Annotated in this window: 31 protein-coding genes and 1 CRISPR repeat array; of the genes, 28 read left to right on the top strand and 3 right to left on the bottom strand. The window is 36.4% G+C overall.

What is annotated here, in order from left to right; all coding sequences use genetic code 11:
* Positions 1-37 precede the first annotated feature (37 nt).
* Both AsAng_RS17255 and AsAng_RS17250 read right to left on the bottom strand, forming a co-directional pair.
* Positions 38-1,087, bottom strand: a complete 1,050-nt coding sequence (locus AsAng_RS17255; RefSeq protein WP_264788352.1) for a tyrosine-type recombinase/integrase — start codon at positions 1,085-1,087, stop codon at positions 38-40.
* Between the two features lie 342 nt (positions 1,088-1,429).
* Positions 1,430-1,849, bottom strand: coding sequence for a helix-turn-helix domain-containing protein (locus AsAng_RS17250; protein ID WP_264788351.1), 420 nt, complete (start codon positions 1,847-1,849; stop codon positions 1,430-1,432).
* A gap of 410 nt (positions 1,850-2,259) precedes the next feature.
* On the opposite strand from AsAng_RS17250, the gene AsAng_RS17245 reads away from it, so the two are divergent.
* The 9 genes from AsAng_RS17245 (at position 2,260) to AsAng_RS17205 (ending at position 7,978) form a co-directional block, all read left to right on the top strand.
* Positions 2,260-2,556 carry a hypothetical protein gene (locus tag AsAng_RS17245; RefSeq protein WP_264788350.1) on the top strand — a complete coding sequence of 99 codons (297 nt, stop codon included), beginning with the start codon at positions 2,260-2,262 and terminating at the stop codon, positions 2,554-2,556.
* Positions 2,553-2,681 (top strand): hypothetical protein, encoded by a 129-nt coding sequence (locus tag AsAng_RS17240; protein ID WP_264788349.1) that lies wholly within the window; start codon positions 2,553-2,555, stop codon positions 2,679-2,681. Before AsAng_RS17245 ends, AsAng_RS17240 begins: the two co-directional genes overlap by 4 nt.
* 56 nt (positions 2,682-2,737) lie before the next feature.
* On the top strand, positions 2,738-4,945 hold the full coding sequence (locus tag AsAng_RS17235; RefSeq protein ID WP_264788348.1) for a VapE domain-containing protein: 2,208 nt from the start codon (positions 2,738-2,740) through the stop codon (positions 4,943-4,945).
* 24 nt (positions 4,946-4,969) lie between these two features.
* A complete protein-coding gene (locus AsAng_RS17230) occupies positions 4,970-5,227 on the top strand; it encodes a hypothetical protein (protein WP_264788347.1) in 258 nt (85 codons plus the stop codon).
* 46 nt (positions 5,228-5,273) lie between these two features.
* Positions 5,274-5,930 carry a virulence-associated E family protein gene (locus AsAng_RS17225; protein ID WP_264788346.1) on the top strand — a complete coding sequence of 219 codons (657 nt, stop codon included), beginning with the start codon at positions 5,274-5,276 and terminating at the stop codon, positions 5,928-5,930.
* Positions 5,920-6,150 carry a hypothetical protein gene (locus AsAng_RS17220; protein WP_264788345.1) on the top strand — a complete coding sequence of 77 codons (231 nt, stop codon included), beginning with the start codon at positions 5,920-5,922 and terminating at the stop codon, positions 6,148-6,150. The genes AsAng_RS17225 and AsAng_RS17220 overlap by 11 nt, the downstream gene beginning before the upstream one ends.
* Before the next feature lie 20 nt (positions 6,151-6,170).
* Complete coding sequence (locus AsAng_RS17215) at positions 6,171-6,677, top strand: hypothetical protein (RefSeq protein WP_264788344.1); 507 nt, start codon at positions 6,171-6,173, stop codon at positions 6,675-6,677.
* Between the two features lie 360 nt (positions 6,678-7,037).
* Entirely contained in the window at positions 7,038-7,355 is a 318-nt protein-coding gene (locus tag AsAng_RS17210; RefSeq protein ID WP_264788343.1) for a hypothetical protein, read from the top strand.
* A gap of 92 nt (positions 7,356-7,447) precedes the next feature.
* Complete coding sequence (locus AsAng_RS17205; RefSeq protein WP_264788342.1) at positions 7,448-7,978, top strand: hypothetical protein; 531 nt, start codon at positions 7,448-7,450, stop codon at positions 7,976-7,978.
* Positions 7,979-8,022: 44 nt separating this feature from the next.
* On the opposite strand, the gene AsAng_RS17200 is transcribed toward AsAng_RS17205, so the two are convergent.
* Positions 8,023-8,451, bottom strand: a complete 429-nt coding sequence (locus tag AsAng_RS17200; RefSeq protein WP_264788341.1) for an RDD family protein — start codon at positions 8,449-8,451, stop codon at positions 8,023-8,025.
* Positions 8,452-8,487: 36 nt separating this feature from the next.
* Between AsAng_RS17200 and AsAng_RS17195 the strand changes: the two genes are divergently transcribed.
* From AsAng_RS17195 to AsAng_RS17105, 19 genes are all read left to right on the top strand, one after another.
* Positions 8,488-8,844 carry a hypothetical protein gene (locus AsAng_RS17195; protein WP_264788340.1) on the top strand — a complete coding sequence of 119 codons (357 nt, stop codon included), beginning with the start codon at positions 8,488-8,490 and terminating at the stop codon, positions 8,842-8,844.
* Entirely contained in the window at positions 8,841-9,740 is a 900-nt protein-coding gene (locus AsAng_RS17190; protein ID WP_264788339.1) for an LPD1 domain-containing protein, read from the top strand. Before AsAng_RS17195 ends, AsAng_RS17190 begins: the two co-directional genes overlap by 4 nt.
* Positions 9,741-9,994: 254 nt before the next feature.
* Entirely contained in the window at positions 9,995-11,092 is a 1,098-nt protein-coding gene (locus AsAng_RS17185) for a PIN domain-containing protein (RefSeq protein ID WP_264788338.1), read from the top strand.
* Positions 11,093-11,349: 257 nt separating this feature from the next.
* Positions 11,350-11,721 (top strand): hypothetical protein, encoded by a 372-nt coding sequence (locus tag AsAng_RS17180; protein ID WP_264788337.1) that lies wholly within the window; start codon positions 11,350-11,352, stop codon positions 11,719-11,721.
* Between the two features lie 33 nt (positions 11,722-11,754).
* Entirely contained in the window at positions 11,755-12,102 is a 348-nt protein-coding gene (locus AsAng_RS17175) for a hypothetical protein (protein ID WP_264788336.1), read from the top strand.
* Positions 12,103-12,140: 38 nt separating this feature from the next.
* Complete coding sequence (locus tag AsAng_RS17170; RefSeq protein ID WP_264788335.1) at positions 12,141-13,136, top strand: hypothetical protein; 996 nt, start codon at positions 12,141-12,143, stop codon at positions 13,134-13,136.
* Complete coding sequence (locus tag AsAng_RS17165) at positions 13,126-13,884, top strand: hypothetical protein (protein WP_264788334.1); 759 nt, start codon at positions 13,126-13,128, stop codon at positions 13,882-13,884. Before AsAng_RS17170 ends, AsAng_RS17165 begins: the two co-directional genes overlap by 11 nt.
* Positions 13,814-14,284 (top strand): hypothetical protein, encoded by a 471-nt coding sequence (locus AsAng_RS17160; RefSeq protein ID WP_264788333.1) that lies wholly within the window; start codon positions 13,814-13,816, stop codon positions 14,282-14,284. The genes AsAng_RS17165 and AsAng_RS17160 overlap by 71 nt, the downstream gene beginning before the upstream one ends.
* Positions 14,285-14,304: 20 nt before the next feature.
* Entirely contained in the window at positions 14,305-14,739 is a 435-nt protein-coding gene (locus AsAng_RS17155) for a hypothetical protein (protein WP_264788332.1), read from the top strand.
* The gene (locus tag AsAng_RS17150) at positions 14,736-15,320 is read left to right on the top strand and encodes an N-acetylmuramoyl-L-alanine amidase (protein ID WP_264788331.1); all 585 of its coding nucleotides are present in this window, start codon (positions 14,736-14,738) and stop codon (positions 15,318-15,320) included. The genes AsAng_RS17155 and AsAng_RS17150 overlap by 4 nt, the downstream gene beginning before the upstream one ends.
* 1 nt (position 15,321) lies before the next feature.
* Complete coding sequence (locus AsAng_RS17145; RefSeq protein WP_264788330.1) at positions 15,322-15,945, top strand: hypothetical protein; 624 nt, start codon at positions 15,322-15,324, stop codon at positions 15,943-15,945.
* Positions 15,946-16,155, top strand: coding sequence for a hypothetical protein (locus AsAng_RS17140; RefSeq protein WP_264788329.1), 210 nt, complete (start codon positions 15,946-15,948; stop codon positions 16,153-16,155). It abuts the gene before it with no gap.
* Positions 16,152-16,388, top strand: a complete 237-nt coding sequence (locus tag AsAng_RS17135; RefSeq protein WP_264788328.1) for a hypothetical protein — start codon at positions 16,152-16,154, stop codon at positions 16,386-16,388. The genes AsAng_RS17140 and AsAng_RS17135 overlap by 4 nt, the downstream gene beginning before the upstream one ends.
* Positions 16,389-16,696: 308 nt before the next feature.
* Positions 16,697-17,318: a CRISPR direct-repeat array (repeat unit 36 nt; unit sequence GTTTCAATGCTACTTTAACTGCAAAACCACTTTAAG).
* An 806-nt stretch (positions 17,319-18,124) separates the two neighbouring features.
* Positions 18,125-18,412 carry a hypothetical protein gene (locus tag AsAng_RS17130; RefSeq protein ID WP_264788327.1) on the top strand — a complete coding sequence of 96 codons (288 nt, stop codon included), beginning with the start codon at positions 18,125-18,127 and terminating at the stop codon, positions 18,410-18,412.
* A 50-nt stretch (positions 18,413-18,462) separates the two neighbouring features.
* The gene (locus tag AsAng_RS17125; RefSeq protein WP_264788326.1) at positions 18,463-19,194 is read left to right on the top strand and encodes a hypothetical protein; all 732 of its coding nucleotides are present in this window, start codon (positions 18,463-18,465) and stop codon (positions 19,192-19,194) included.
* Between the two features lie 238 nt (positions 19,195-19,432).
* Positions 19,433-19,702 (top strand): hypothetical protein, encoded by a 270-nt coding sequence (locus tag AsAng_RS17120; protein WP_264788325.1) that lies wholly within the window; start codon positions 19,433-19,435, stop codon positions 19,700-19,702.
* Between the two features lie 4 nt (positions 19,703-19,706).
* Entirely contained in the window at positions 19,707-20,063 is a 357-nt protein-coding gene (locus tag AsAng_RS17115; RefSeq protein ID WP_264788324.1) for a hypothetical protein, read from the top strand.
* Positions 20,047-20,412 carry a hypothetical protein gene (locus tag AsAng_RS17110; protein ID WP_264788323.1) on the top strand — a complete coding sequence of 122 codons (366 nt, stop codon included), beginning with the start codon at positions 20,047-20,049 and terminating at the stop codon, positions 20,410-20,412. Before AsAng_RS17115 ends, AsAng_RS17110 begins: the two co-directional genes overlap by 17 nt.
* Positions 20,384-21,295 (top strand): hypothetical protein, encoded by a 912-nt coding sequence (locus AsAng_RS17105; protein WP_264788322.1) that lies wholly within the window; start codon positions 20,384-20,386, stop codon positions 21,293-21,295. The genes AsAng_RS17110 and AsAng_RS17105 overlap by 29 nt, the downstream gene beginning before the upstream one ends.
* Positions 21,296-21,308 lie beyond the last annotated feature (13 nt).

Raw genomic sequence — 21,308 nt, 5'->3', positions numbered from 1 at the left:
GCTCCAAAGGAAATTACCCTTTGGAGCTTGTTATATTTTAGATACAAGGGAAATTGTCCCGTAAATCCCCCAAATCAGAAACACCCAATTGCCTCAAGTATTCGTCCACCTGATCCAATGAATGATGTCTAAGCTGTATTTGCAGTTGCTTAATATGAATACCAGCCTTGACCGCAGCAACAGCTCCCGTATGTTTCCAGGAGTACAACTTATAGCGGCTTGTATCGAAACCCAATTCTTTTAACAACTCTCTGTGTTGCCGTCCAAAGGTATTCATACCAGTAGGAGACAAATAATGATTACCAGGAAACAAATATTCGTTTGGGTTGCGATTCCTTATCTTTTTCTCAACCGTAGGAAAGAAAGCGTTTGGAATGGCCACATACTGTTGTTTTTTATTCTTGGCAATATTGGCAGGAACTAAGATCTTTTGTTCTTCCAAAATCACGTCCCCGACCTTGAGCAAACGCAGCTCCGCACGAGGTCGAAGAAAGCAGTAATACACAAACTGCACAAAAAACCACAAATTAGGATTACTATTTTTTATGGCATTGCTAAGAAATGTTCTTTGGCTCTGGGTAAAGTATGCCGCTGGAGTCGGTGAAGCTTTTCGTTTTTCAATGGCTTCCATGAGTTGTTGTTGATCGCACCAGCCAAGCGCTTGAGTAATGCAACGGATATAATCATTATAAGTCGTTGGAGCTACTCTCTTTTCTTTGGTAAGGTATTCAAAGAAAAATTGATAAACATTGTCCTCCGTCCATTTTTTGCGCTGCATCCATTTTAGAAAAATATCAATCTTGGATTTTTTACATTGGTAGGTTTTAGGTCGCCAAGTTGGTTTCCTGTTTTCTAACTCTTCATAAATCTTTTGTGAAAGGCTCTTATTGGACTTTTTAAGGTGTACTTGTAGAATTTCATCAACTAGGCGCTGCGCAGCTGCTTTTCGCCCTTTTAGGGTAGAATATTTGTTGATGTCGCCGTATTTTTTGATTCGTTTGCCCTTTTCATCTAAGTAGTAAACAAACCAGCGGATAGAGAGAGAATTTTTGCCTGTATATATCTTAGGCGTACTTTTTTTTATCATTGTTCTTTTAACTTTTTTACGCCATAGCATATAAAGCAAAAAAACAATGAGACAGAAGATATTTATATTATGTCTCAATGTAATATATAAAGCTCTGATTTCCAGAGTTTTATATATACTAGTGGAGCTGGAGGGATTCAAGCTCCGTTTTCTCTATACAAATTATTGATTTACAGTCGATTGTGATTTTTATTCGCTTTCCCCCTATATACTCTTTACTTTATATATATATAAGGGTTAAGGGTGATTATGTGCTTAAGTGTTTAAGTCGTTGTTTTGTAGCGTTTTGAGTCGCACATATTTTTCAAAACGAGGTGTGTTTTAAGCATTTTTGGCTAAAAACTAGTTGTTTTTTGAGTTTTTCAGGAGCTTTATTAGCTCTTCTTTATCTTCGATTCTTTTATTTTTATCTTCAATAGAAAGGGTAAGTAGTTTAATTTGCTGCTCTAAATGCCTAATTCTCTCCTTGTCGATTTGGTTGATACATTTACTTTTGCTCTTGTTGCTGTTAGGATCGTTTATTGGTGTGTGATAATCCTGAGCATGTCCATCTATAAACATATCTCTTTTTCCAAATAACAGCCAATCTATACTGATGCCTAATTTTTCACCTAAAGGAATTAATAACTTAGAACTAGGTAGGGTATCTCCTTTTAGTGTTTTGGAGATGGTTGTAGGGGTTACTTTTAATTCATTTGCTAATTCTTTTGCATTTTTATCTAATTCAAAAAGAATTTGTTTAAGTCTTTCGTTTATAGCCATTTGTTTGGTTTTTCGAAGGGGGTTAAATGAATTAATTCTTTAAAGATGAATTATAATTTATTAAAATAATGAATTATAATTTGCTTAATGAATAAAAAGAATCTATATTTGTGTAAGCGAGATTTAAAAAAGTATGAAAAAAGAACATGCAATCAAGCTTAAGAAAATGTTAAAATATTTACTAAGATATAAAAAAAATAGTAGGTGTCCGCAATACCAACTATTAGTTTACTCAACATTGAGGGATGTAGGGTCGAACAGTTTGAGTGACTTCTAGGAAGTGAAATATCAGGGGTGTTATTTTGGGGGTTCGATTCCCTCCACTCATCTAATTAATCCAAACAAGGTCGATGATAAAAAAAGTACTGCAAAAAAGCGGTAGGGCATCGCCATATTTAAAAACAAATTATATGAAAGTATCAAAGCAAACATTTCGCCAATATTGTGAAAGTACGTTAACAACGCAAGAATTTAACAATTTATATGAGTTGGCAAATGAGCTACCAAATGTAAAAAAGTATAACATCACAAGAGCCTTGAACGTACCGAGTCGGATTCCTTTTGAGCTATTACGGGCAATAGCGCCAATAGTGGGAAAGACACTAAAAGAGCTAGTATTAGAGTATGATTGCTCGATAGATGTAATGAGTGTTAGGCAGTTTTTGAAGTTGCGAAAGGAAGGGGAAAAAGCGAATACTGAATTATGAAAAAAAAAGAAATGCAATCAAATTCATTAAAACAAGTAATGGAAAAGATAAAATCAGGGGCTTATACTTCAGTAGTAAAAGAAAGTAGAAGAACTGAGAAAACGAAGAAGAAAGAATCTATCTAAAAGTGGAGAGCCAATAAAAAATAGATAGAGAAAACATACTCCCATAAAAACATATTATGAATGTTACCTTATTAAATGGGCTATACAAAACACAGAAAGGACATTATGAGCTGTCAGAAATTATCAATCAGATAAAGAAAGGTGTGTACACTCCAAGCGTTGTAGCCTGTAGAAATGCTCTAAATTTTAAAGGGAAACGAGCCTATCAAAAATTAAAAGTAGGACTGGCTTGTTTTACACCATCGGGGAAATTTGGACAAGCATGGACGACAAAAGATGGAGAGCGCAAACCGATACCACCAACGAAGCGCCATTTGTTAGAATACAATGGAATAGTAGTACTGGACTATGATGGTTTAAAGAATGAAGAATTAATGTTTTTAGCCTCGGACGTAAAGTCCTGCCCTTATACTTATGCTTGCTTTTTTTCGCCTTCTAATGCAGGATATAAAGTGTTCGTTAAAACGACGAATAGTGATGCACAAAAGCATAGCAACGCATTTCAGGCCGTAAGGGCTTATTATCAAGAATTAACAGGAATAGAGGACGATAAATCAAGTAGTAATTTTAATAGATTGTGCTTTGTTTCTGTTGATTCTCAATTGTATCACAATGAAGCGAGCAAAGCTTTTGAGGTGCAACAAACCTTATTTGAAGAAAAGAAGAAAGAATCAACGCCTAGGCAAGTGATTGCACAAGAGGTAGATTTAGACGATATAACAAAGGCAATAAATCGAATAGAATCGAATGGATATAGTTTTGTAGATGGTCAACGGCATGAGTTCAGAAAGCAATTTAGTATAGAGTGCGTAAAATTTGGCATTCCCAAAGAAGACTGCCTCTATTTTGTAGAAGCAAATTTGGTTACAGTAGATACCAATCTGAAGAAAGCTTTTGATGTTGTAGAATGGGCGTATACAAATATAAAAGAAGTAGGCATCTATGCGACATGGAAAAAAGAGAACGGGAAGACAGGAGGAAAAAGTAAGCCGAAAAAGAAAGAGTATAAGCCAGAGTTATATCAAGCAAAGGAAACAGAAAAGCGAACCATATCCATACCTGAATTGGATGATAGTGAAATAGAGGGACTAGATAAAAAGATAAAGGAAGCGATATGGTATCAAAAAGAAGTAGAAGCAACCTTAAAAAAGTATATGGATTTTAGAATCAATATACTGAAGGATAGAGAAGAATACAAGATGAAGGAGGACAAGAAGTACAAAGCAATAGATAAAGTAGAATACAATGAGATCGTACGCTCTCTAATGTTTCATGGAGTAAAATGTACACCTAACAAATTGGAAAGTATTATCCTATCTCATTTTTCAAAACAAGTACATCCCTTAAAGGAAATGTTTGAAGGTTGGGGCAATAGTTTAGGAAATGATAAAACAGACTATATAGCCCAAGTAGCTAAGTTTGTGAAAACAGATGCACCCAAAAATCTATTCCTAACGATTTTTAAAAAGTGGTTGGTAGCATCTGTAGCCAATGTTTTTGTAGAGGAACAATGCACGAATCATCATTGTATAATCCTATGTGGGAATCAAGGAACGAACAAAACAACCTTCTTTACGTCCTTGTTTAGCTCTGAATACATATTCACAGGGCATATTGATCTGAAAAACAAAGATAGTATGATAATGCTATCGGATACTTTTATCGTGCTGTTGGATGAGCAATTTAGTGTACTGGATAAAGAGAAGGATTGGGAGTCGCTAAAGAGTGCGATAACGATGCCCCGAATAAAGGCCCGTTGGGTTTATGCAAAGCATAGCAAGTTACGGCCACGGATCGCCAATTTCTGCGGTACGGCCAATCGAATAGAAATTTTACAAGATGATACAGGCAACCGCCGTTTTGTCCCTTTTCAGTTAACAGAGCCAATCAATATAAATGGCTTGAAAAAGATAGATATACGGAAAATGTGGGGGCAAGCCTATCAACTATACCAATCGAATTGGTTCTATCTGCCTAATGCAAAAGAGAAAAGCCAAATAGATAAATATCAACAGGGTTTTAAGAAGCTGAATAATGAGCATTATTTAATCATGGATATGTTTGAGCCATCGCAGGGGGAAGAAATGGAGCTATGGTCGAGCAAAGAGATTTGGAATAAGTTAGATAAGGATTATAACATAGGTAGAGAAGTGAGCATAGCAAAAGTGGGTAGAGCTATGAATTTTCTATCCTTTATTCAAAAAACAGTAGTGCGCCCTTCAGATAATAAAAGGGGTCGATACTGGCTAGTAAAACGCTTATAAATGGCAATTAATTAAGCCCAAAAGATGAACGATAAAAAAAGAATAGAGGAATCAATCGAGGTAGAAATACTAGTACTTTTTTTAGAAATGTCAGATGCTGAACTTATAAAGAAAAAGCACCTGTTTACCAATTATCAAGCCAATAGGATCAAGCGAGGAGCATCCATAGAGTTAGTGAACATGCGTTTGTTCTGCCTGTCTGAAGCAATGCGAATAAAACGCTTTACTCAAAAGCTAAGAGAGGTTAGAGCTGCTATGTGTTTTCTATCCTTCAGCAACTAAAAGAGATCAATACTTAAAAATTAAATTATCAAGATAAAACAAAAAAATGGAAGCATTAAAAAAATTATTAAAGGAATTCTCTGAAGAAGTAGCAGGAGAAACAAGAGATTATATAGAAGAAGTTTCAAAACTAGTACCGACCAATTCCGCCCCAGGAGTATTTGACCAGATGTTTAAAAAGTGGGTGGTAGCATCCATAGCAAATCTATACGAAACGGGTAAGAATACAAATCCTAATTGCTTGGTTTTGTGTGGCGGTCAGGGAATGAATAAAACAAGCTTTTTTACCTCCTTGTTTAGTCCTGAATACATATTCATAGGGCATATTGATCTGAAAAATAAAGATAGTATGATGATGCTATCAGATACTTTTATTATCGTGTTGGACGAACAATTTAGCATACTAGATAAGGAGAAAGATTGGGAGTCCTTAAAAAGTGCGATCACAATGCCAAGAGTGAAGGCAAGATGGCATTATGAAAAATCTAGTAAGGTATATTCAAGAATAGCGAACTTTTGTGGCACAACAAATCGAATAGAGGTACTGAAAGGCATTACAAACAACCGCCGTTTTGTTCCTTTTCAATTGACAGAACCAATTGATATAAATAGTTTGGAACAAATAGCCATACGCAAAATGTGGGGACAGGCGTATCACTTGTATCAATCAGGTTTTGAATATAAGTTGAGAAATGGAGAGTAGAGCAGATGTTATCATCAATGGAATAGGGTTATTGGCATTTAGTGTTTTAATATGGTTGATAGCTGGCGCATTCCAATGTATTCCAGAATTAACCTTATACGTCTTAGGTGGCTGCATGTTGGCAGAAATAGGAGCAATTTATTGTTTAGCTATAGTGGGCTATCTGTACTATCTAAGGCGCTATATAAGGGAAAAGAAGAAGACTTCAACAAAAACTTAAACCAATCAATAATAGATAAAATGAATTTAATATTTAAGGAAAAAGAAAAGGGTAAAGCGAATTGCTTTATAGAAAAGATATGGCAATCGTTAGATGTAGAATGGAAAGACTTATACCTCTATGCGAATGCTTATAAAAATCAATTTGGTAACTATTGGGAAGGAACAGAAACAAAGAACCTTGCCCCCAAAAAGCATACGATAAGGAGGGATGGAAAAGATAGATGGCAGGAAGGCAGTTTGATTCATTTTATCATTAATCCATACAATGAGAATCGTTTTCAGTTTGCGCCAATTCTTCCTGTTACAGCGATTCAGAGCATAAAGATAAATGTGAGAGTTGATGATTTTCCAGTAGAAGGATATATATATTCTGTTATTATTGATGGAAAAGGCTTGGATCATGACGATATAGAAGAACTTGCGGAAAATGATGGCTTTGATAGCTTGGAAGAGTTCTTAACTTATTTTGAGGGAGGTTTTGAAGGAAAGATCATTCATTGGACAAAGGGTTTTAAATATACTTGATGATGCTAAAGACAGAACAAGAGATCAAGCAAGGGCAATTAAAAGCCCTTCATCAACTATTTAGAACCTTGTTAGGGTTTCGTTTGCAGAGTCGCTCATATCAATTAAATGATGTATTTGAAGCGATGGAAAAGCAGCAGGTTAAAACAGATTTAATGCGCCTATTAATCGCATTTGATACCCATAGTACGGCGAATATAACCAAGTATCAAACCTATAAAAAGATAAATCCTTTGGTATGGTTTTTCTATTTTGATTTATCAGAACAACCGAGTATAACAATAGATTATTTTTATAGAATATTTTTTGAAGATAAGCGCCTATTACAAGCAGAAAAAGGCAACAGCTTAAGGATAAGATATGGACAGCCAAATCAAGAAAATAGAATCAACGAATACGGGACAAATTGTCTACACGATACCAACAGCAGGAGAGGGCTTGGAATGGGAAATCGTGAAAGAAGAAAACTTGGTAGAATTGACCGACCAAGAAAACTTGATCGCTAAAGCCAAGCAATTAGACGCTAAAAAATTCTTATTGGTTAAACAACTATTATTGGCAGGGAAAAGCTATTCCCAAATAAGGAAAAAGACAGGGATCGCCAAAACAACAATTATCAATTACAAAAAATACTACAGCCAAGCAACACTGGCACTCTTCAAAAAAGGGAAGGCTTAAAACTACCAAAAAAGCTTTTGAAACTACCAAAAAACCTTAAGTGGTAGTTTGGCTAGTGTTGATTCTTAAAAAGTTAGAAACAAACTACCACTATGATTTATTTTATATTGATACTCCTCCCCCTATCGGTAGGGGTAGCGAAGCTGAGCCGATGGTCAAGCAATCGCCAAAAGATTTTATTAAGGCATCAAGAGGAAGTAGCAAGGATTAAAACAAAATTTTATGAAGCCATCCGCATGAAATTTATTCGAGTTCCGATTGTTGTCCAGACAAAAAAGGAGCTGTCCTATTACAATAAAATGAAAGTTCATTACAAAAATTCGACCCGAAAAATAGAGCTATTGCCTTATAATTTGGGCGAAAATGCGACGGCTTATGAGAGTCGGAAACGAGCTTATATTGTGAATTATTGTCGGAGCGAAAAGGAAGAAATTGAGCATGGACAAAAGGCATATTCAAGTTATTTTAATCAAGTACAAAAAGAAGGCTTATTGGCATATTTAAATAGTCCATTTGGGACAGAAAAATCAAAGGAATTTATTTATCAAACAATAGAATTTTTGTTGACCAATCCCAAGGCAGAATATGGCAATTATTCAAGAAGTAAAGAACTGGTTTTTTAATAACAAAAAAGAAGAATAAAAGCAGCTCAAAAAAAGGGTTGCTTTTATTGTCCATAAACTACTTTCGTTTTTGATATTTTGTCATGCCAACCATTTTTTGATATTAAAAACGAGATAGTATCAAAAGGTATTAATCTACAGATATTACGAATTAAAATATCTTTGAAACTGAGTTGATTCTCATCCTCTTTTACAACGATAGTATTGGTAACATACTTTCCTGGTGTTTTTTTTAAGAAATGTTCAGGTATTGCATGATACATGACATATAAAAAGAAAGAATAAAATCCAAGAAATGGAGAACCATCCTCAGGAATTAGACCTAACCAACCATCTAAAACCATTGCGTGAAGAAAAACGATAAAGAAGTATCCAATTGTATCAATTATGAAATTCCCTAATCTTGCTCCTTTACCAGCTATTTTATAATTATTAAATTCTAAATCTTCATCAAGTATTTCGTATTGTTTCATTTTTTCTTTTTAGTGAATAGTTAACATTGTTGTTGTATGTACAATTTAAGGAATGGACAAGATATAAACTATGTTTGCTTCAAATCAAAAAAAAGGAATGTAATTTCAAAACATCCATTTCTTATCGCTCTTTCCAATAAACTGCCGAATTACGCCATTAAAAAAAGGAGGAGGGGTAACAAAGCTTGCAAGGCAAAAAAAGAAGGCTTACATTTTGGGAAAATCATTAATTCAAAAAACCAAAACCACATGAAAAACTTAAAAAAGACGAGGGCAAAACTTGGCAAAGACGAACAAATTTTGGGCAAAGGTATTCCTGATTCTCTGCTGAATCAAAGCAAGTTGAAAAAACTAGGAAAATTAAAAACTAAATCAAAATCAAAGCGCAAATGAAAATTATAGATACCTTACGCCCAGAGGGAGGATCAAAAGCAGAGCAATGGTGGAAGTGTCAAGGATTTGCAGCGATTTACAAAGAGTTCAGACAAGGAGCGATAAGCGATGATCTAAAAAAGATCAAAGACGTTCGAGATGTTTCTGAAGTATTCCGCCTGAAAGGCTATCAATTTGGCAACTGGGTGACGCATGAAGACCGTTTCAACTATTTAGCAGCCCTAGCAGTTTGTCTCTACGACTTAAACCGTGTATTGCGCTTTAAAGGGCATAATTTAGGCTTAGACAAGCATTTAGGGGTAGCCTTTGGAGCAAGAGGACAAAAAGGAGCGTTGGCACATTATGAGCCATCAACGAACATTATCAACATGACTCGTTACAAAGAAGCGCACCGATTCATTAAACCAATGAGCAAACCAACTCGTTTTGTTCATTCAGGTGGGGTAGGTTCCTTTGCGCATGAATACGGTCATTTCTTGGATTATTTCTTTGGAGCAAGGATAGAAACGAATAAAATCTATGCTTTGTCTAATGGGCGCTCAACAGATCCTAGGCGCATTCAGTACGATTCTAAAAAATACCCGATGCGCTATTTGATGGAATCCATCTTAGAAAAAGCTTATTGGAATAGCAAGAAGCAATTAGATTCAGCTTATGTAAAGCGAATTAGAGAGGCTATACCAGAACGTTACTTGGATTATTTTCTAAGAAGAAATGAAATCTTTGCTCGACTATTTGAGCAGTATATCTCCTATAAGCTAAAGGAGCTGAAGATACAAAATGTGTTTTTAACAAAAACCAAGTATCACTCGGTACAATACATGACCCCAACAGAACTAAAGGCAGTAGTACCACTGTTTGATAAACTACTGATCCAAATGCGCAAACATTTCTAAGGAATTTATTTCAGTAAAAAATTAAAGAAGCACCTCAAAAATGGGGTGCTTTTTTAGTTGACAGGTTAGAGAGTGCTTAATTAGGTTATTAAATCGAAAGTATTGTGAAATTTATTTTTCTACACTTTGCTTTTTATATATATTGTTGTTTTTTAAATACGAAAAATGTGTTTAACAATATACTTGTTATGGTGATGGTAAATAACCACCAAATGAACTAAATAACTTACAACTTTTTTACAAAATTTATTGAAATGATTCTCATAATAGATAGCACAGAATACAAACAAGATAGAGGACTAAACAAAGAGAATATAAGTTCTATTAAGGCATTAGGAAGAGAGGGGCTTATTTTTCTTCACATTCCTTGGTTCGTATATAAGGAAACCTCAACGGCATGTATTGATGATTTGAAAAAAGAACTTAATACTTTTCAAAGAAAATTAAAATCGTTTGATAGAAAAGGAGTAGATACAAACGGATTTAATGCAGCTATGGGGCTAGCAGAAGCAACAAAAAAATTGTTTAATGAATTAGAGAAGTCAAATGAAACTCTTTGGTATGAATTTATTAAAGAATCGAAAGCAACTCTTCATCAATACTCTTCGGCTGACAGTATAAAAGTTTTTGAAGCATATTTTTCTGGAGAAAAACCCTTTAAAAGTTTAAAGAAAAGAGAAGATATTCCAGATGCCTTTATTTATATGACAATTACACAACTTGCAAAAGATAATAAAGTACATTTTGTATCTGGAGATAAAAATCTAGGAGAAAAATGTAATGCTAATCCTAATATTATACTGTATGAATCATTAAGAGAATTTATAGCTTCTGAAATATATAAGGAAGCTCTAAAAAAGTATAAAGAAAAATTAGAAACGCAAGATAAGGTTTCTAAAATATTAACCGCCAAAGAAATTATCATCAATAATATTGATTCAATTAAAGATGCTGTATTCAAGTATACAAATCAAGTAACATATTTGGAATTTACCGATCCATCTCTTATGTCAGATAATAATGAAGGTGCAATTTGGGCTATTGATGATCCTAAAACTAAAGTTGAAACTACTGAAATTCAGTTTATTGATGATAAGTTTTTTGTTCCAATAACTGTTAAAGCTACAGCATCTATTGATTATGCAGTTTTTAAAGGCGATTATTGGGCGGAACATGGAAGTATACCACCACTAAACATCGCTAATGAATTAAATAAACATTATTACCAAATTGAAGATGTTGTCGAAATGGAATTAAAAAAGACTTTAGTAATAAAAATAGAAGACTTGGATGAAGACGAGGACTTAGACATTAGTATTGATGAATTTGATAGCTTAAAGATACTCGAATAAATTTATATATCTATGGCAGCTATTAAGGCTAAAGGCAGTTTTTTATGATAAAAAAACAAGACTAAAACAACTTCCACACAAAAATTTTACTAAAAACTAAAGAAGCACCTCAAAAACGGGGTGCTTTTTTAGTTGGTGGCAGGAGAATGCTCAATTACGCCATTAAATAGAGGGGGTGAAAGAGGAAAGCTTTTAAATGCTAGAGTCATGCTATAATTTTGTATACATCATTAATTAATAACTAAAATATTAAGCGCATGACCATCTTAAAACTAGCCGTAAGCATTCCTTTTTTTGCGATCAGCATCTTATTGCTGTTCATAGTAATATTGATTGCTTATTTAAGCTATAAATTCTTAAAACGATTGCGAGAACAGGCAGCCCAAGATCAGGCGAAAAAAGCAGGAATAGCATCAATAGCAGCAAAAAAAGCAGCATACGCCAAAACCTCCAAAAGCATAGAAATAGACGACTACGATGAATTTGTAGCAGAATGTTTAGCCCCAGCGCCCCAGCTTTCTATCAATACGGCAGCAGCTCAAAAAAAGCGCCATCAAATGAATAAGCTCAAACGGAATAGAAAGCGGAGCAAACAAGCTAAACAAAGCAGAAAAAAGAACCGCCATTAATTTTAAAACCAACACATACTAAAATCAATTCAGATGAATGTTCAACAACTTAAGTTAAAAAGAGGTGACCTAATCGAAGTAAAAGGCACAAGCTTAAAATTAGTAGCGCCAAGCACGCTACAAGTAATCCAAGGCAATGCAGCCCTTCAGGCAGCGCCCGTGGGGGCAAGGCATAAAACAGATAGCGCCTACCCAATAGATAGAGCAACCGTTTGTGCCGTAGTCCAACAGGAAATAGATCAGTTAGAAATTGCAGAAAATAGAATCCTTTGCTCCATAGACGAGGAAGAAATGGAAGGCACTTCTTTTACAGATCATGTAGGGTTAACCAATCAAATTATGGTGTTAAAAGAGGTGCTAAAAAAGATAACAGTACTCTAAAAAAAATGGAAAAAAACCTGAAAAAAAACCTAAAAAAAATGATAGAAAAATCGGAGGAAAATGAAGAAAAAATGATTCTAGGCGCAGAAAACGCAGAAAAGAGCGTTTTTTCAACTTTAGAGGAGGAAGAAAAAACGGAGGAAAAAACGGACTTTGAACAGCACTTAGAATCGCAAGGTTTTAATTTTAGTCCAGGAGCAGAATCTGAAGAGGAAGACAAGGAGGAATTAGAGGACGATTTAGAAGGTGAGCCAACCAGCGATTTTAATGTAGATGATTTTGATGATATAGATTTTGAGGACGAACTAGAGGAAGAGGATGAAATTGATTTTGGAGAAAACATAGACGAGGGAGAAGACCCACTGGACAAGATCAAAGATGATGAAAGTGCTGAAGCATCGAGTACAACAGTAGGAGAGCTACAAGAGCCGATTAGTAGTCCTAAGAATATGGAGAATGTCGAAAAGCTGGCACATATCCTTTTAAATGGAGCAGATGTACTGAAGGCAAAATTATGCAGTCGAGTAAGTGGAGAACATGTAGCGGAGTATTTGGCAGATGAAGACTTGAAGGCAACGCTAATAGCAGCAATAAAGGAATATTTAGCTACGCAAGAAATCAAGGCACCAACGCCTTTTGGCACCTTAATGATGGCCCTGGGCATGTGGGCGCTGCCACCGTTGGGGCTTGCGGTTTGGGATAAGTATCAATTAAGCTCAAAGAAAGGGAAAACAGAGGAAAAGAAAGAGACTTCAACCGACTTGAACCCAAGTGCAGCCGAAGGAGAAAATGTAGAGGAACAAGAGGAAGTAGCAGGAGAGGCCCAAAGCGATTATTCAGCGTTAAAAGAGTATCAGGAAGGGCGAAAAATATTCTCCTTAAACAAGACCAAAGGCACGTATAATCGCACACCAAAGGGCACCTTTATAAAAACGGAGCATGCCAATGAGCAGCCTAGCCCGATTGTTATGAAGTGGATAGATGAAGGATTATCGAACAAAGAAATTAGAGAAAGATTAGGCTATGGGAAATAACGAACCTTTTTTTTTGGTGTATTTCGGTCGTCAGCATTCAGGGAAGACCTACGATCTACAACGGTTTGTGCAAAACTGTGGAAGAAGTAGCGTTTTTGTCTACAATTCAGGACGGGACGAAGACTGGCAAGGCTATGAAGAAATAGAGCTATGGAGCGATAAAAAAAGCGAAAAGCTGTTTTTTACCTACAAAGGCAAAGATTATGAATTTGCAACGCACTACATGAAAAAATTTAGGGGCAAGAAGGTAAAAGCAATGGAAGCGGATGAAGTATTGACAGAAACCTTACTCTATAAGCAATTAAAAGTAAAAGGACGCTTTAAGGGGCTGTTTTTTATCATAGACGATGCCACGAATATTCTAACCTCGAAATTAACGAAGGCACAAAAATCTTGTTTTTATAGAGCCAAGCATGTAGATGTATGGTTCTGCTTAATTTTTCATGACCCCAATATGTTTCCAAATGGGGCATGGAACGCTCTAACGATGGCAAAATTCTTTAAGAATAATGTAGCGCCCCCGAAGCAGAAAAGCGACAAAATACCGCATTTTAGGCAGATGCAGCAAGCCTATGCAAAGTTGCAGACAGCCCCGAATTATAGTTACTGTACTTTAGTGATGAATACAGGCAAATTAACCTATACACCATATCGTAAACCAAGAAAAACAACAACAAATGTTAATCGAACTACTAAAACCAGAAGAACAACTAAAAAAACTATTCAAAAGAAAACTACCCGAACTTAAAGCAGATTTAATCAGCATGATAGACGACCTGTTTTTGGAGATTGCAGATGCTTGTGAAGCGAATCCGTTTGAGTTGGTCTTAATCCTGTCTAAACGGCAAGAACAGGCAGTCGGGAGCATTTTTAATCGAGAGAAAAGCTGTCTAATTGAAATGGACGCAGGAGCGCTGCTAAAGGACTTGTTTTTAAGACAGCTTCAAGTAGTTCCAGAAGGAATAAAAGGGCTGGTAGAATCAAAATTAGAAGGTCGGGACGTGGCTGCTATCGTAGCAAAGGCTTTAAAAGGAAGGCGTTTATTGATTCATTATGGTAGTGATGATGAATTGATCGTGATAGAGGTCACGAAAAACAAGAAAAAAAGAATTGATTTAGACGAATTTTTTGATACATTGGAATTTTAATAATTTAATAAACACACAGAATGCCGAACGTAAAAGATACCTCTTTGACCGTTCAACCTCCCATCCCTCAGAAAAAATTAGGCAGACACAGAGATCAAAAAGGCGTGTACTTAGTGCGCCAAGGAGAAACGATATTATATATCGGGTCATCCCAAAACATCTATAAGGCAGCAATGCGCTTATTTCAAAAAAATGGCAAGCTGTCGCATTTAGACCGCAATCGGCTGCAATTTGAGATCATAGAAACGAGCCTAATGTTATCAACGATAAATAGCATTTTAAAACGTCATTATCAGCCAAAATACAACGATCGAATCGACCAAGATACAATCTTAACGAAGCACGAAAAAAGCCAAACGAAGCGAGTATTAAGCGCTTATTTGGATCAAAGCCGATTTGAAGTACAAGGCGAACAAAGAACAGACTTAAACCACTTAAACCCAAAAGAACGATGATCGTTATAATATCGAATGGTCATGGTGGCTTGATTGGTGGGAAATACCAAACAAGGGGTAAACGATTCACTTTTTCAGATGGGACGACCATCTATGAAGGAGAATTTAACCGAGCCATCAAGAATCGAGTTCAGGAGCGATTGACCGAAAAAGGAATACCATTTTACGATTTAGTGCCAGAGCAAAAGGACATCAACCGCAAAACACGAGTAGCACGGGCAAATCACATCTATAGACGAGAGCGCCGTAAGGTGTTCTTAATCGAAATCCATTCCAATGCAGGAGGGGGCGAAGGTTCTGAAGTATTTGTATCAAGAGGGGCAAGCACGAAAAGCAAAGCGTTGGCAAATTGGACAGCAACACTCTATAACAAGCATTTTCCAGAGAGCATTTTTCGAGGGGTAAAGCGAAAAGATTGGGACGTAGTAGCGTTGACCTATTGCCCTGCTATCTTATTGGAAATGTTTTTCATGGACAATGAGCAGGAATGTAAAAAATATCTATTGACCAAAGAGGGCAGAGATCGAATAGCAGCCTATGTCGTGGATATTATTGAGAACTTTATCAAATATCATTCTTAAGATGTACGGAAAAGGGTTTTTTAATAAAGATAATTTTCAATTTATAGTGATCCTAGGTTTGTTTGCTTATATCCTCACGTTGAAGCAATGCGAGCAACAGGGGAGCAGCTCGGAGCAGTACCCATCCCGAATAGATACGATTGTTCGGATAGATACAACAGCAGCAGCGCCCATCGTAATTCGTATGCCAAGACAGGCAGTACCAAAACCGATTGTAATTTATGTGGACAGTTCAGGGCAACGGCTGCCAACAGCTAAAATAGATACGCAAGTGCATGAAAAAGCACAGCTCTATCAAGATAGTATAGCGGATGAAAATTTGACGCTCTATTATGAATCTACGATCAAAGGGCAGCTCTTGAATAATGTTTTGGATTATAAGCTAAAAGTACCAAAACGAATTACCAAAACAATTGAGATTTCAAAGCCTTATCCTATGCCTGTTAGTACGATGTTGCTAACAGGTGGGATCGGTGGGAATATCAACCAATTTTCGAGTATTACGGTAGGATTGCAGTTTGTTTCGGCTAAAGGCTGGGCGCTGGGTTATGATTACGATGTACTGCAAAAGGCGCATCATGTCAAGCTAGGGATTAAATTATTTCAATTTAAAAATAAACGATAGATGTCTAGTGAATTAGAGAAATGGAGGAATTCTATAAAATGGCAAAAAGGGCTTTTGAGTGTGTGTAGCTCTCAACTCTCTAAACTTAAGTATGAAATATCTGAGCGAGAACGGGAAAGAAAGTCTTTAGAGGAAACAAGAGAGAAATTATTAAAAACATTAAAGGCTACTGAAGAAAAGTATGCTGCTGCTAAAACTACAGGCAAATGAAAACGATCACCAAAACAATAGTAGAGGAAGAGGGGGAAATAACAAAAAGTGTTTCGCTGAGTTCTTATCTTGAAAAAATAGAAGTGTCTTTAAAAGAGGATTCGCTAGAGCTGACCTGTTTTGAAATAGACGATTATGGGGAAGAATTACTGAAGTATAAAGCTTCGGTTAGCCTTGATGTGTTTCAAAAATTGGAACAAGCAATCAACGCTCATCTATTAGCAGAAAAATAAGATAATAAAGCGTATTGTTTAAACATAAAAGAAGCCTTCAATAACTAATTATTGAAGGCTTCTTTATGTTCAATTCAAATTTGAATAACAGCTCCAGTTTACCAGGAAAAATAAAATTCTACAATGCCGATGAATACAAGGTTTGAAAAATGAAAATCTAAATTTCTCCAAAAAAGTGCTTTGAATTGCGTACGATTCAAGTTGAAAAAATACAAAGCAATTTTTTAAAACTATGGTGCTTAAAATAAGAAAAACCGCTACAGCTCATTGCTATAGCGGTTTTTCTATGATCTTGATTGCGATAAATTGGATTAATACTACTTTAACTGCAAAACCACTTTAAGTTTTTTAGAAGGGATCATTTGCGATTCCCCAAAAGTTTCAATGCTACTTTAACTGCAAAACCACTTTAAGAAAGCAGTGAGACATTAGAAAAAATAAAAAAAAAGTTTCAATGCTACTTTAACTGCAAAACCACTTTAAGTCCACATTGATGACAATACAGATATCATCACGATTAAGAGGTTTCAATGCTACTTTAACTGCAAAACCACTTTAAGAAGTAAATGAAACCAATGGTCACTTTTTGTTGACTGATTTTAGTTTCAATGCTACTTTAACTGCAAAACCACTTTAAGCGGAACAAAGTTCTTAAAACTTCGCTTTGATCCAGTTTCAATGCTACTTTAACTGCAAAACCACTTTAAGGTTTGTACAAATGCAGAACGCATCATAGAACGAGCACAAAAAGTTTCAATGCTACTTTAACTGCAAAACCACTTTAAGCTGCCAGGGACAGTTTAACATCTATAATTCGTATAATCCGTTTCAATGCTACTTTAACTGCAAAACCACTTTAAGTATGGTATAAGAGGAAAACGTTAAAACTCAAAAGTTTCAATGCTACTTTAACTGCAAAACCACTTTAAGAGGTCGAAACTTGAAAAACTCAGTATTCATCGGTGTTAGAGGTGTAAAACTATGTCGCAAAAAACGGGCATTTTTAGCTCTGTTTTTTCATTTTGAAACAACAAAAAGTGCGTTTGAGCCTTATTCTCTCCAAGATGTCGCAAAATTTAGCTTCGCTGAGCCTTCGGGTTCAAAGAACAATTATCAGTATAACAAGCTTTTTTTCTCTAAAAAAAATGGCTTGTTAAAAAACAGGCACTGATAAAAAAATATATATGTTTTACTTTCAGTTACTTAATAATAGGCATAAAATCAAAAACGACCAAATAAATGGATAAAAAATAGACTTGTTTTTTAGTGAGTATCAACAACAACACTTCAAAAAACTTAAACCTTACACCTTTTAGGTGTAAACAAAGCCTTTGAACAAGGTTCAAAACCTTATCCTCACTCCTAAAAAGTAACAAGGCAACGCCGAGCAGGCGTAATTCAAAAAAGCGCCCCCTTAGGAACCCCCGCAAAAACGGCATATAGACTAGGATAAAAGCGGCTGTAGAAGGGTGGCGTAATTGGCTGAAATACGCCTAAAACGGCATTGAAAGCCTGTTTAAAACTCGTTTTTTTGCTGTTTTTTGCTGCATCTTTGTGGTATCAAAAGAGGAATAAAAGAGCAACCCTAAATCAAACCAAGGATGAAAAACTAAACCCTATTTTTATGCTAATACCTGAAACTATAGTGATAGAAATCAAACTGGATTACTTGACGATAGGCTTGGTAGGCACAACAATCTTATTGTTACTAATCATAAAGCAAAAATTCCTATAGGATGAAAGCATTGTTTAAAGTTATTGCACGATTAATCGTTCCTTTCTTTAATGTAAGCTTGTATCAATTGAGTGATGGAATAGATAGTTTGGTATTAAAACTAAAATTCATCGGCTTAAAACAGCAAGCCAATCGCATAATGACGCTATCAGAAGTAATCGAATACCAGCAGGGAGTGATTATTCTATTGGATAGCGTAAAATGCTTGTTTATGCTGCTTTCTTTAGTGTTTTTCTTTTTAGCCAACCAAGCCACTTTTCGCCAGTATTTCAAAAAGCGAAACGCCTAATTACTATCCATTTTTTTCATTAATCCATTGTTAAAAAACTAAATCTTAAGATGAGTACAAAAAACGAAGTAATCCGTATTTACACACCAATTAGCGCAGATTTGTGCGTTCCAACTCCTCACGTAATGATTAGAGGGAAATTATCTTACATGCCATTGCCTGACGATGTTCCAGCAGAATATGAATTGATTACAGATGTAGAAGAGCTGGGGGGTATTGTAGACAAAAAATATTCATTGATCTCCAATTCAAGCGAAAAAGGGCATGAAGAAGAAGGACGCTTGGAGTTGATCTTAGGGGTAAAGCCCAATATTGCGCAGGTTGGCAAAGTAGGCGAGGATGGCTATACAGAAGCAGAAACCCACCCAGCAAAGATTATGGTGAAAGTAGGTTTGGATGGCGACAGCTTGCAAATTTTCCCTTCTAGCACAGCAATTTCTAATTCATTGGTGATTGATGGCACCTATGGAAAAGACACTTTGGAAGTGATTGCCAAATTAGCCCGCAATGGATCGTATTTAAAAATTGATGGAATGCACATTGATGCAGATGATGACAAGCATTTCACGGCAAAAATGGTAGAGCGCCGTTTCTCTCACGATGGCACAAGTGCAGGAGACAAAAACCACTTGTACCCTAAAGCGTTGGCAAGTGATGAACAAACAACCATTCGCACGATTGAGAAGATGAATACGTTTTTGGATGGTTTTGTTTACCTAGAGATTCCAGTATATCAAGGAGTAGGAGTAAACATGACCTTAGAAACGGTTTATGTAAAATAAGCCTCAAACAGCAGAAAACTAACCCCTAAATAAGTAAGCCAATTGTCAAACGGTGGCAATTGGCTTTTCTTTTAAAATCTCATTACTTCAGTAGAAATCGTATTAAATTGATTAGCAGCTTTATGAACTTTTTTTTGTTTGTCCAATTGTTGAATAGCTGAATATCAATTTAATGCAAGATGCTTTTTAGTTGTTGTTAAAACTAAAAAATCAATGAAGTATTCAACAATAAAAGACCATGGCACTAGCAAAAACAGGTGTAGTCGGCGATATAGCGACAGGCGACATCAGCATAGACATATTAGGCGGAGGGATCGGGAATCATGGCGTAAGTGGCAAAGATATGGCAGCGATCTTTGGAGCGCAGGCAAGAGCTGAAGCAATTCAATCAGCACGGGAACGAGAAGAACGCCGCCAGCGCAATAAAGTATTAGCAATTAGTGGCACGATCATCAGCTCTTTATTCCTCTTATTTATACTGTATTATTTCACAACAAAATCCAACTAAAACCATGAGCCTAGGCACGATTTCAGAAAAGCGAGCGGAACTCAAAGCAAGCACGGCAACAACGATTGCCACACCAAGCACAACAACCGTACTACCAACAAAGGAAACCCCTTCAAAAGTAGCTACGCCAGTTGTAGAAGTAGTAAAAGAGCAGCCCCCATTAAAAGAGGTAAAGATCACCTTAGACACGACCAAAGTGCCCAGCAAGGAAGGATCACCCGAACATATTCAAGACACGAGCTGTACCTATTGTAAAGTCGATTCCATATCCATTCTAGCGATCCGTTTTAGTGTGGTTTTGGTTTTATTGGCATTTTGTTACAAACTGATTAAAACCGCAAAAAATGAGCTTAAGGGATAAAATAAAGCTGGATTACAGTCGCCCTGATTTTAGTCAATATGGAACAGGGAGAATCCGAGAGCAGCCCAAGAATACAGAAGAAGCCAGCCCCTCGACCCAAAAATCAAGCGGTGATCCTGCTGCGATCATCAATGCGAGTGCTAATGGTTTAAATAGCATAGGAGGGGTAATTTCTTTGTTTATGGGCAAGGATGGCTCAAACAGCACAACGACCACCCCACCGCCACCACCACCGCCCAAAAAGCAATTAAGTCCATTGGCAATCGGAGGAATTATAGGAGGCGTGGTTTTATTAATCGTAGTCTTAATTAGTTCAAAAAATGGAAAAGCAAGCGAAGCAATCAAATAAACTAAAAATGCCCTTGTTGATACTAGGCGTATTGGTGATTCTATTTGGAGGAGGTATGGCCGTCTGGATGGTAACTCGGAAGAAAGAAGAGCCAAGCGCCCCCATTCAAAACCAAGAAGGAACAGCGCTGCCACCACCCGTAACAGGTCGCCAAGATGTAAGCAGTCTTTATTCTGAAGAAGATTTACAACACAGCGCCCTGGCAGGAGAGCAGACCCCCGAAAATAGACCCGATTATACCGCCGTATTGATGACGAGCAAAGAAGGCAAACGCTTGATCTTGGATCGAATGCAAAAGATACAATTGAACAAAGCGGATTCCGATAAACTGAGAGCCAAACACAAGGTCGGGCGTACTTTAGTTGACAACAATGCCTTTAGCCCCAGCGCTAATAAAGCGATAGATAAAATGTTTGGTTTAGTAGCTGGGACAACAGGAGGAAACTATCTGACTTATCCTGTTTATGGGAAGTATGAAACCGAAGCAGCACCGTTGAGAAATGACATCGAAAACTTTTTATCAAAAGATGGACAAGGTTATAATCTAACCTCATTACGACACGGAGGAAATGCGTGGTGGTTTAGTTCAGTGGGTTTAAACCTAATGTATGGAAACAGCAGTTCTCACTTGCATAGTGCAGATAAGATATGGTGGTATAAAGCAGATCGAGCAGGCTTAGACTTTTTTAAACTGATTAACGGTCATAATGTACCCGATCGAAGAATGGTTGATGAAAAGCGAAATGGTCAAGGCGTTTTTGCAGCATGGGGCATGTATACCTTAGTAAAACGGTGGCGAGATGAAATGGATTTTTTTGATAAAGTAACGAGAGAAGAAGCCATCACCGCCTTAGAGCAAGAAGGATTACTCAAACGAATTTAAACCTACTAGAATC

It is taken from the genome of Aureispira anguillae (assembly GCF_026000115.1).
Lineage (GTDB): Bacteria > Bacteroidota > Bacteroidia > Chitinophagales > Saprospiraceae > Aureispira > Aureispira anguillae.
Note: the sequence above shows the minus strand (reverse complement) of the source record. Positions and strands in the feature narration are given on the sequence as shown.

Excerpts from the sequence above, each read along its gene's own strand:
- AsAng_RS17255 (WP_264788352.1), bottom strand. The coding sequence starts at position 1,087 with ATGATAAAAAAAAGTACGCCTAAGATATATACAGGCAAAAATTCTCTC.
- AsAng_RS17250 (WP_264788351.1), bottom strand. The coding sequence starts at position 1,849 with ATGGCTATAAACGAAAGACTTAAACAAATTCTTTTTGAATTAGATAAA.
- AsAng_RS17245 (WP_264788350.1), top strand. The coding sequence starts at position 2,260 with ATGAAAGTATCAAAGCAAACATTTCGCCAATATTGTGAAAGTACGTTA.
- AsAng_RS17240 (WP_264788349.1), top strand. The coding sequence starts at position 2,553 with ATGAAAAAAAAAGAAATGCAATCAAATTCATTAAAACAAGTAATGGAA.
- AsAng_RS17235 (WP_264788348.1), top strand. The coding sequence starts at position 2,738 with ATGAATGTTACCTTATTAAATGGGCTATACAAAACACAGAAAGGACAT.
- AsAng_RS17230 (WP_264788347.1), top strand. The coding sequence starts at position 4,970 with ATGAACGATAAAAAAAGAATAGAGGAATCAATCGAGGTAGAAATACTA.
- AsAng_RS17225 (WP_264788346.1), top strand. The coding sequence starts at position 5,274 with ATGGAAGCATTAAAAAAATTATTAAAGGAATTCTCTGAAGAAGTAGCA.
- AsAng_RS17220 (WP_264788345.1), top strand. The coding sequence starts at position 5,920 with ATGGAGAGTAGAGCAGATGTTATCATCAATGGAATAGGGTTATTGGCA.
- AsAng_RS17215 (WP_264788344.1), top strand. The coding sequence starts at position 6,171 with ATGAATTTAATATTTAAGGAAAAAGAAAAGGGTAAAGCGAATTGCTTT.
- AsAng_RS17210 (WP_264788343.1), top strand. The coding sequence starts at position 7,038 with ATGGACAGCCAAATCAAGAAAATAGAATCAACGAATACGGGACAAATT.
- AsAng_RS17205 (WP_264788342.1), top strand. The coding sequence starts at position 7,448 with ATGATTTATTTTATATTGATACTCCTCCCCCTATCGGTAGGGGTAGCG.
- AsAng_RS17200 (WP_264788341.1), bottom strand. The coding sequence starts at position 8,451 with ATGAAACAATACGAAATACTTGATGAAGATTTAGAATTTAATAATTAT.
- AsAng_RS17195 (WP_264788340.1), top strand. The coding sequence starts at position 8,488 with ATGTACAATTTAAGGAATGGACAAGATATAAACTATGTTTGCTTCAAA.
- AsAng_RS17190 (WP_264788339.1), top strand. The coding sequence starts at position 8,841 with ATGAAAATTATAGATACCTTACGCCCAGAGGGAGGATCAAAAGCAGAG.
- AsAng_RS17185 (WP_264788338.1), top strand. The coding sequence starts at position 9,995 with ATGATTCTCATAATAGATAGCACAGAATACAAACAAGATAGAGGACTA.
- AsAng_RS17180 (WP_264788337.1), top strand. The coding sequence starts at position 11,350 with ATGACCATCTTAAAACTAGCCGTAAGCATTCCTTTTTTTGCGATCAGC.
- AsAng_RS17175 (WP_264788336.1), top strand. The coding sequence starts at position 11,755 with ATGAATGTTCAACAACTTAAGTTAAAAAGAGGTGACCTAATCGAAGTA.
- AsAng_RS17170 (WP_264788335.1), top strand. The coding sequence starts at position 12,141 with ATGATAGAAAAATCGGAGGAAAATGAAGAAAAAATGATTCTAGGCGCA.
- AsAng_RS17165 (WP_264788334.1), top strand. The coding sequence starts at position 13,126 with ATGGGAAATAACGAACCTTTTTTTTTGGTGTATTTCGGTCGTCAGCAT.
- AsAng_RS17160 (WP_264788333.1), top strand. The coding sequence starts at position 13,814 with ATGTTAATCGAACTACTAAAACCAGAAGAACAACTAAAAAAACTATTC.
- AsAng_RS17155 (WP_264788332.1), top strand. The coding sequence starts at position 14,305 with ATGCCGAACGTAAAAGATACCTCTTTGACCGTTCAACCTCCCATCCCT.
- AsAng_RS17150 (WP_264788331.1), top strand. The coding sequence starts at position 14,736 with ATGATCGTTATAATATCGAATGGTCATGGTGGCTTGATTGGTGGGAAA.
- AsAng_RS17145 (WP_264788330.1), top strand. The coding sequence starts at position 15,322 with ATGTACGGAAAAGGGTTTTTTAATAAAGATAATTTTCAATTTATAGTG.
- AsAng_RS17140 (WP_264788329.1), top strand. The coding sequence starts at position 15,946 with ATGTCTAGTGAATTAGAGAAATGGAGGAATTCTATAAAATGGCAAAAA.
- AsAng_RS17135 (WP_264788328.1), top strand. The coding sequence starts at position 16,152 with ATGAAAACGATCACCAAAACAATAGTAGAGGAAGAGGGGGAAATAACA.
- AsAng_RS17130 (WP_264788327.1), top strand. The coding sequence starts at position 18,125 with ATGAAAGCATTGTTTAAAGTTATTGCACGATTAATCGTTCCTTTCTTT.
- AsAng_RS17125 (WP_264788326.1), top strand. The coding sequence starts at position 18,463 with ATGAGTACAAAAAACGAAGTAATCCGTATTTACACACCAATTAGCGCA.
- AsAng_RS17120 (WP_264788325.1), top strand. The coding sequence starts at position 19,433 with ATGGCACTAGCAAAAACAGGTGTAGTCGGCGATATAGCGACAGGCGAC.
- AsAng_RS17115 (WP_264788324.1), top strand. The coding sequence starts at position 19,707 with ATGAGCCTAGGCACGATTTCAGAAAAGCGAGCGGAACTCAAAGCAAGC.
- AsAng_RS17110 (WP_264788323.1), top strand. The coding sequence starts at position 20,047 with ATGAGCTTAAGGGATAAAATAAAGCTGGATTACAGTCGCCCTGATTTT.
- AsAng_RS17105 (WP_264788322.1), top strand. The coding sequence starts at position 20,384 with ATGGAAAAGCAAGCGAAGCAATCAAATAAACTAAAAATGCCCTTGTTG.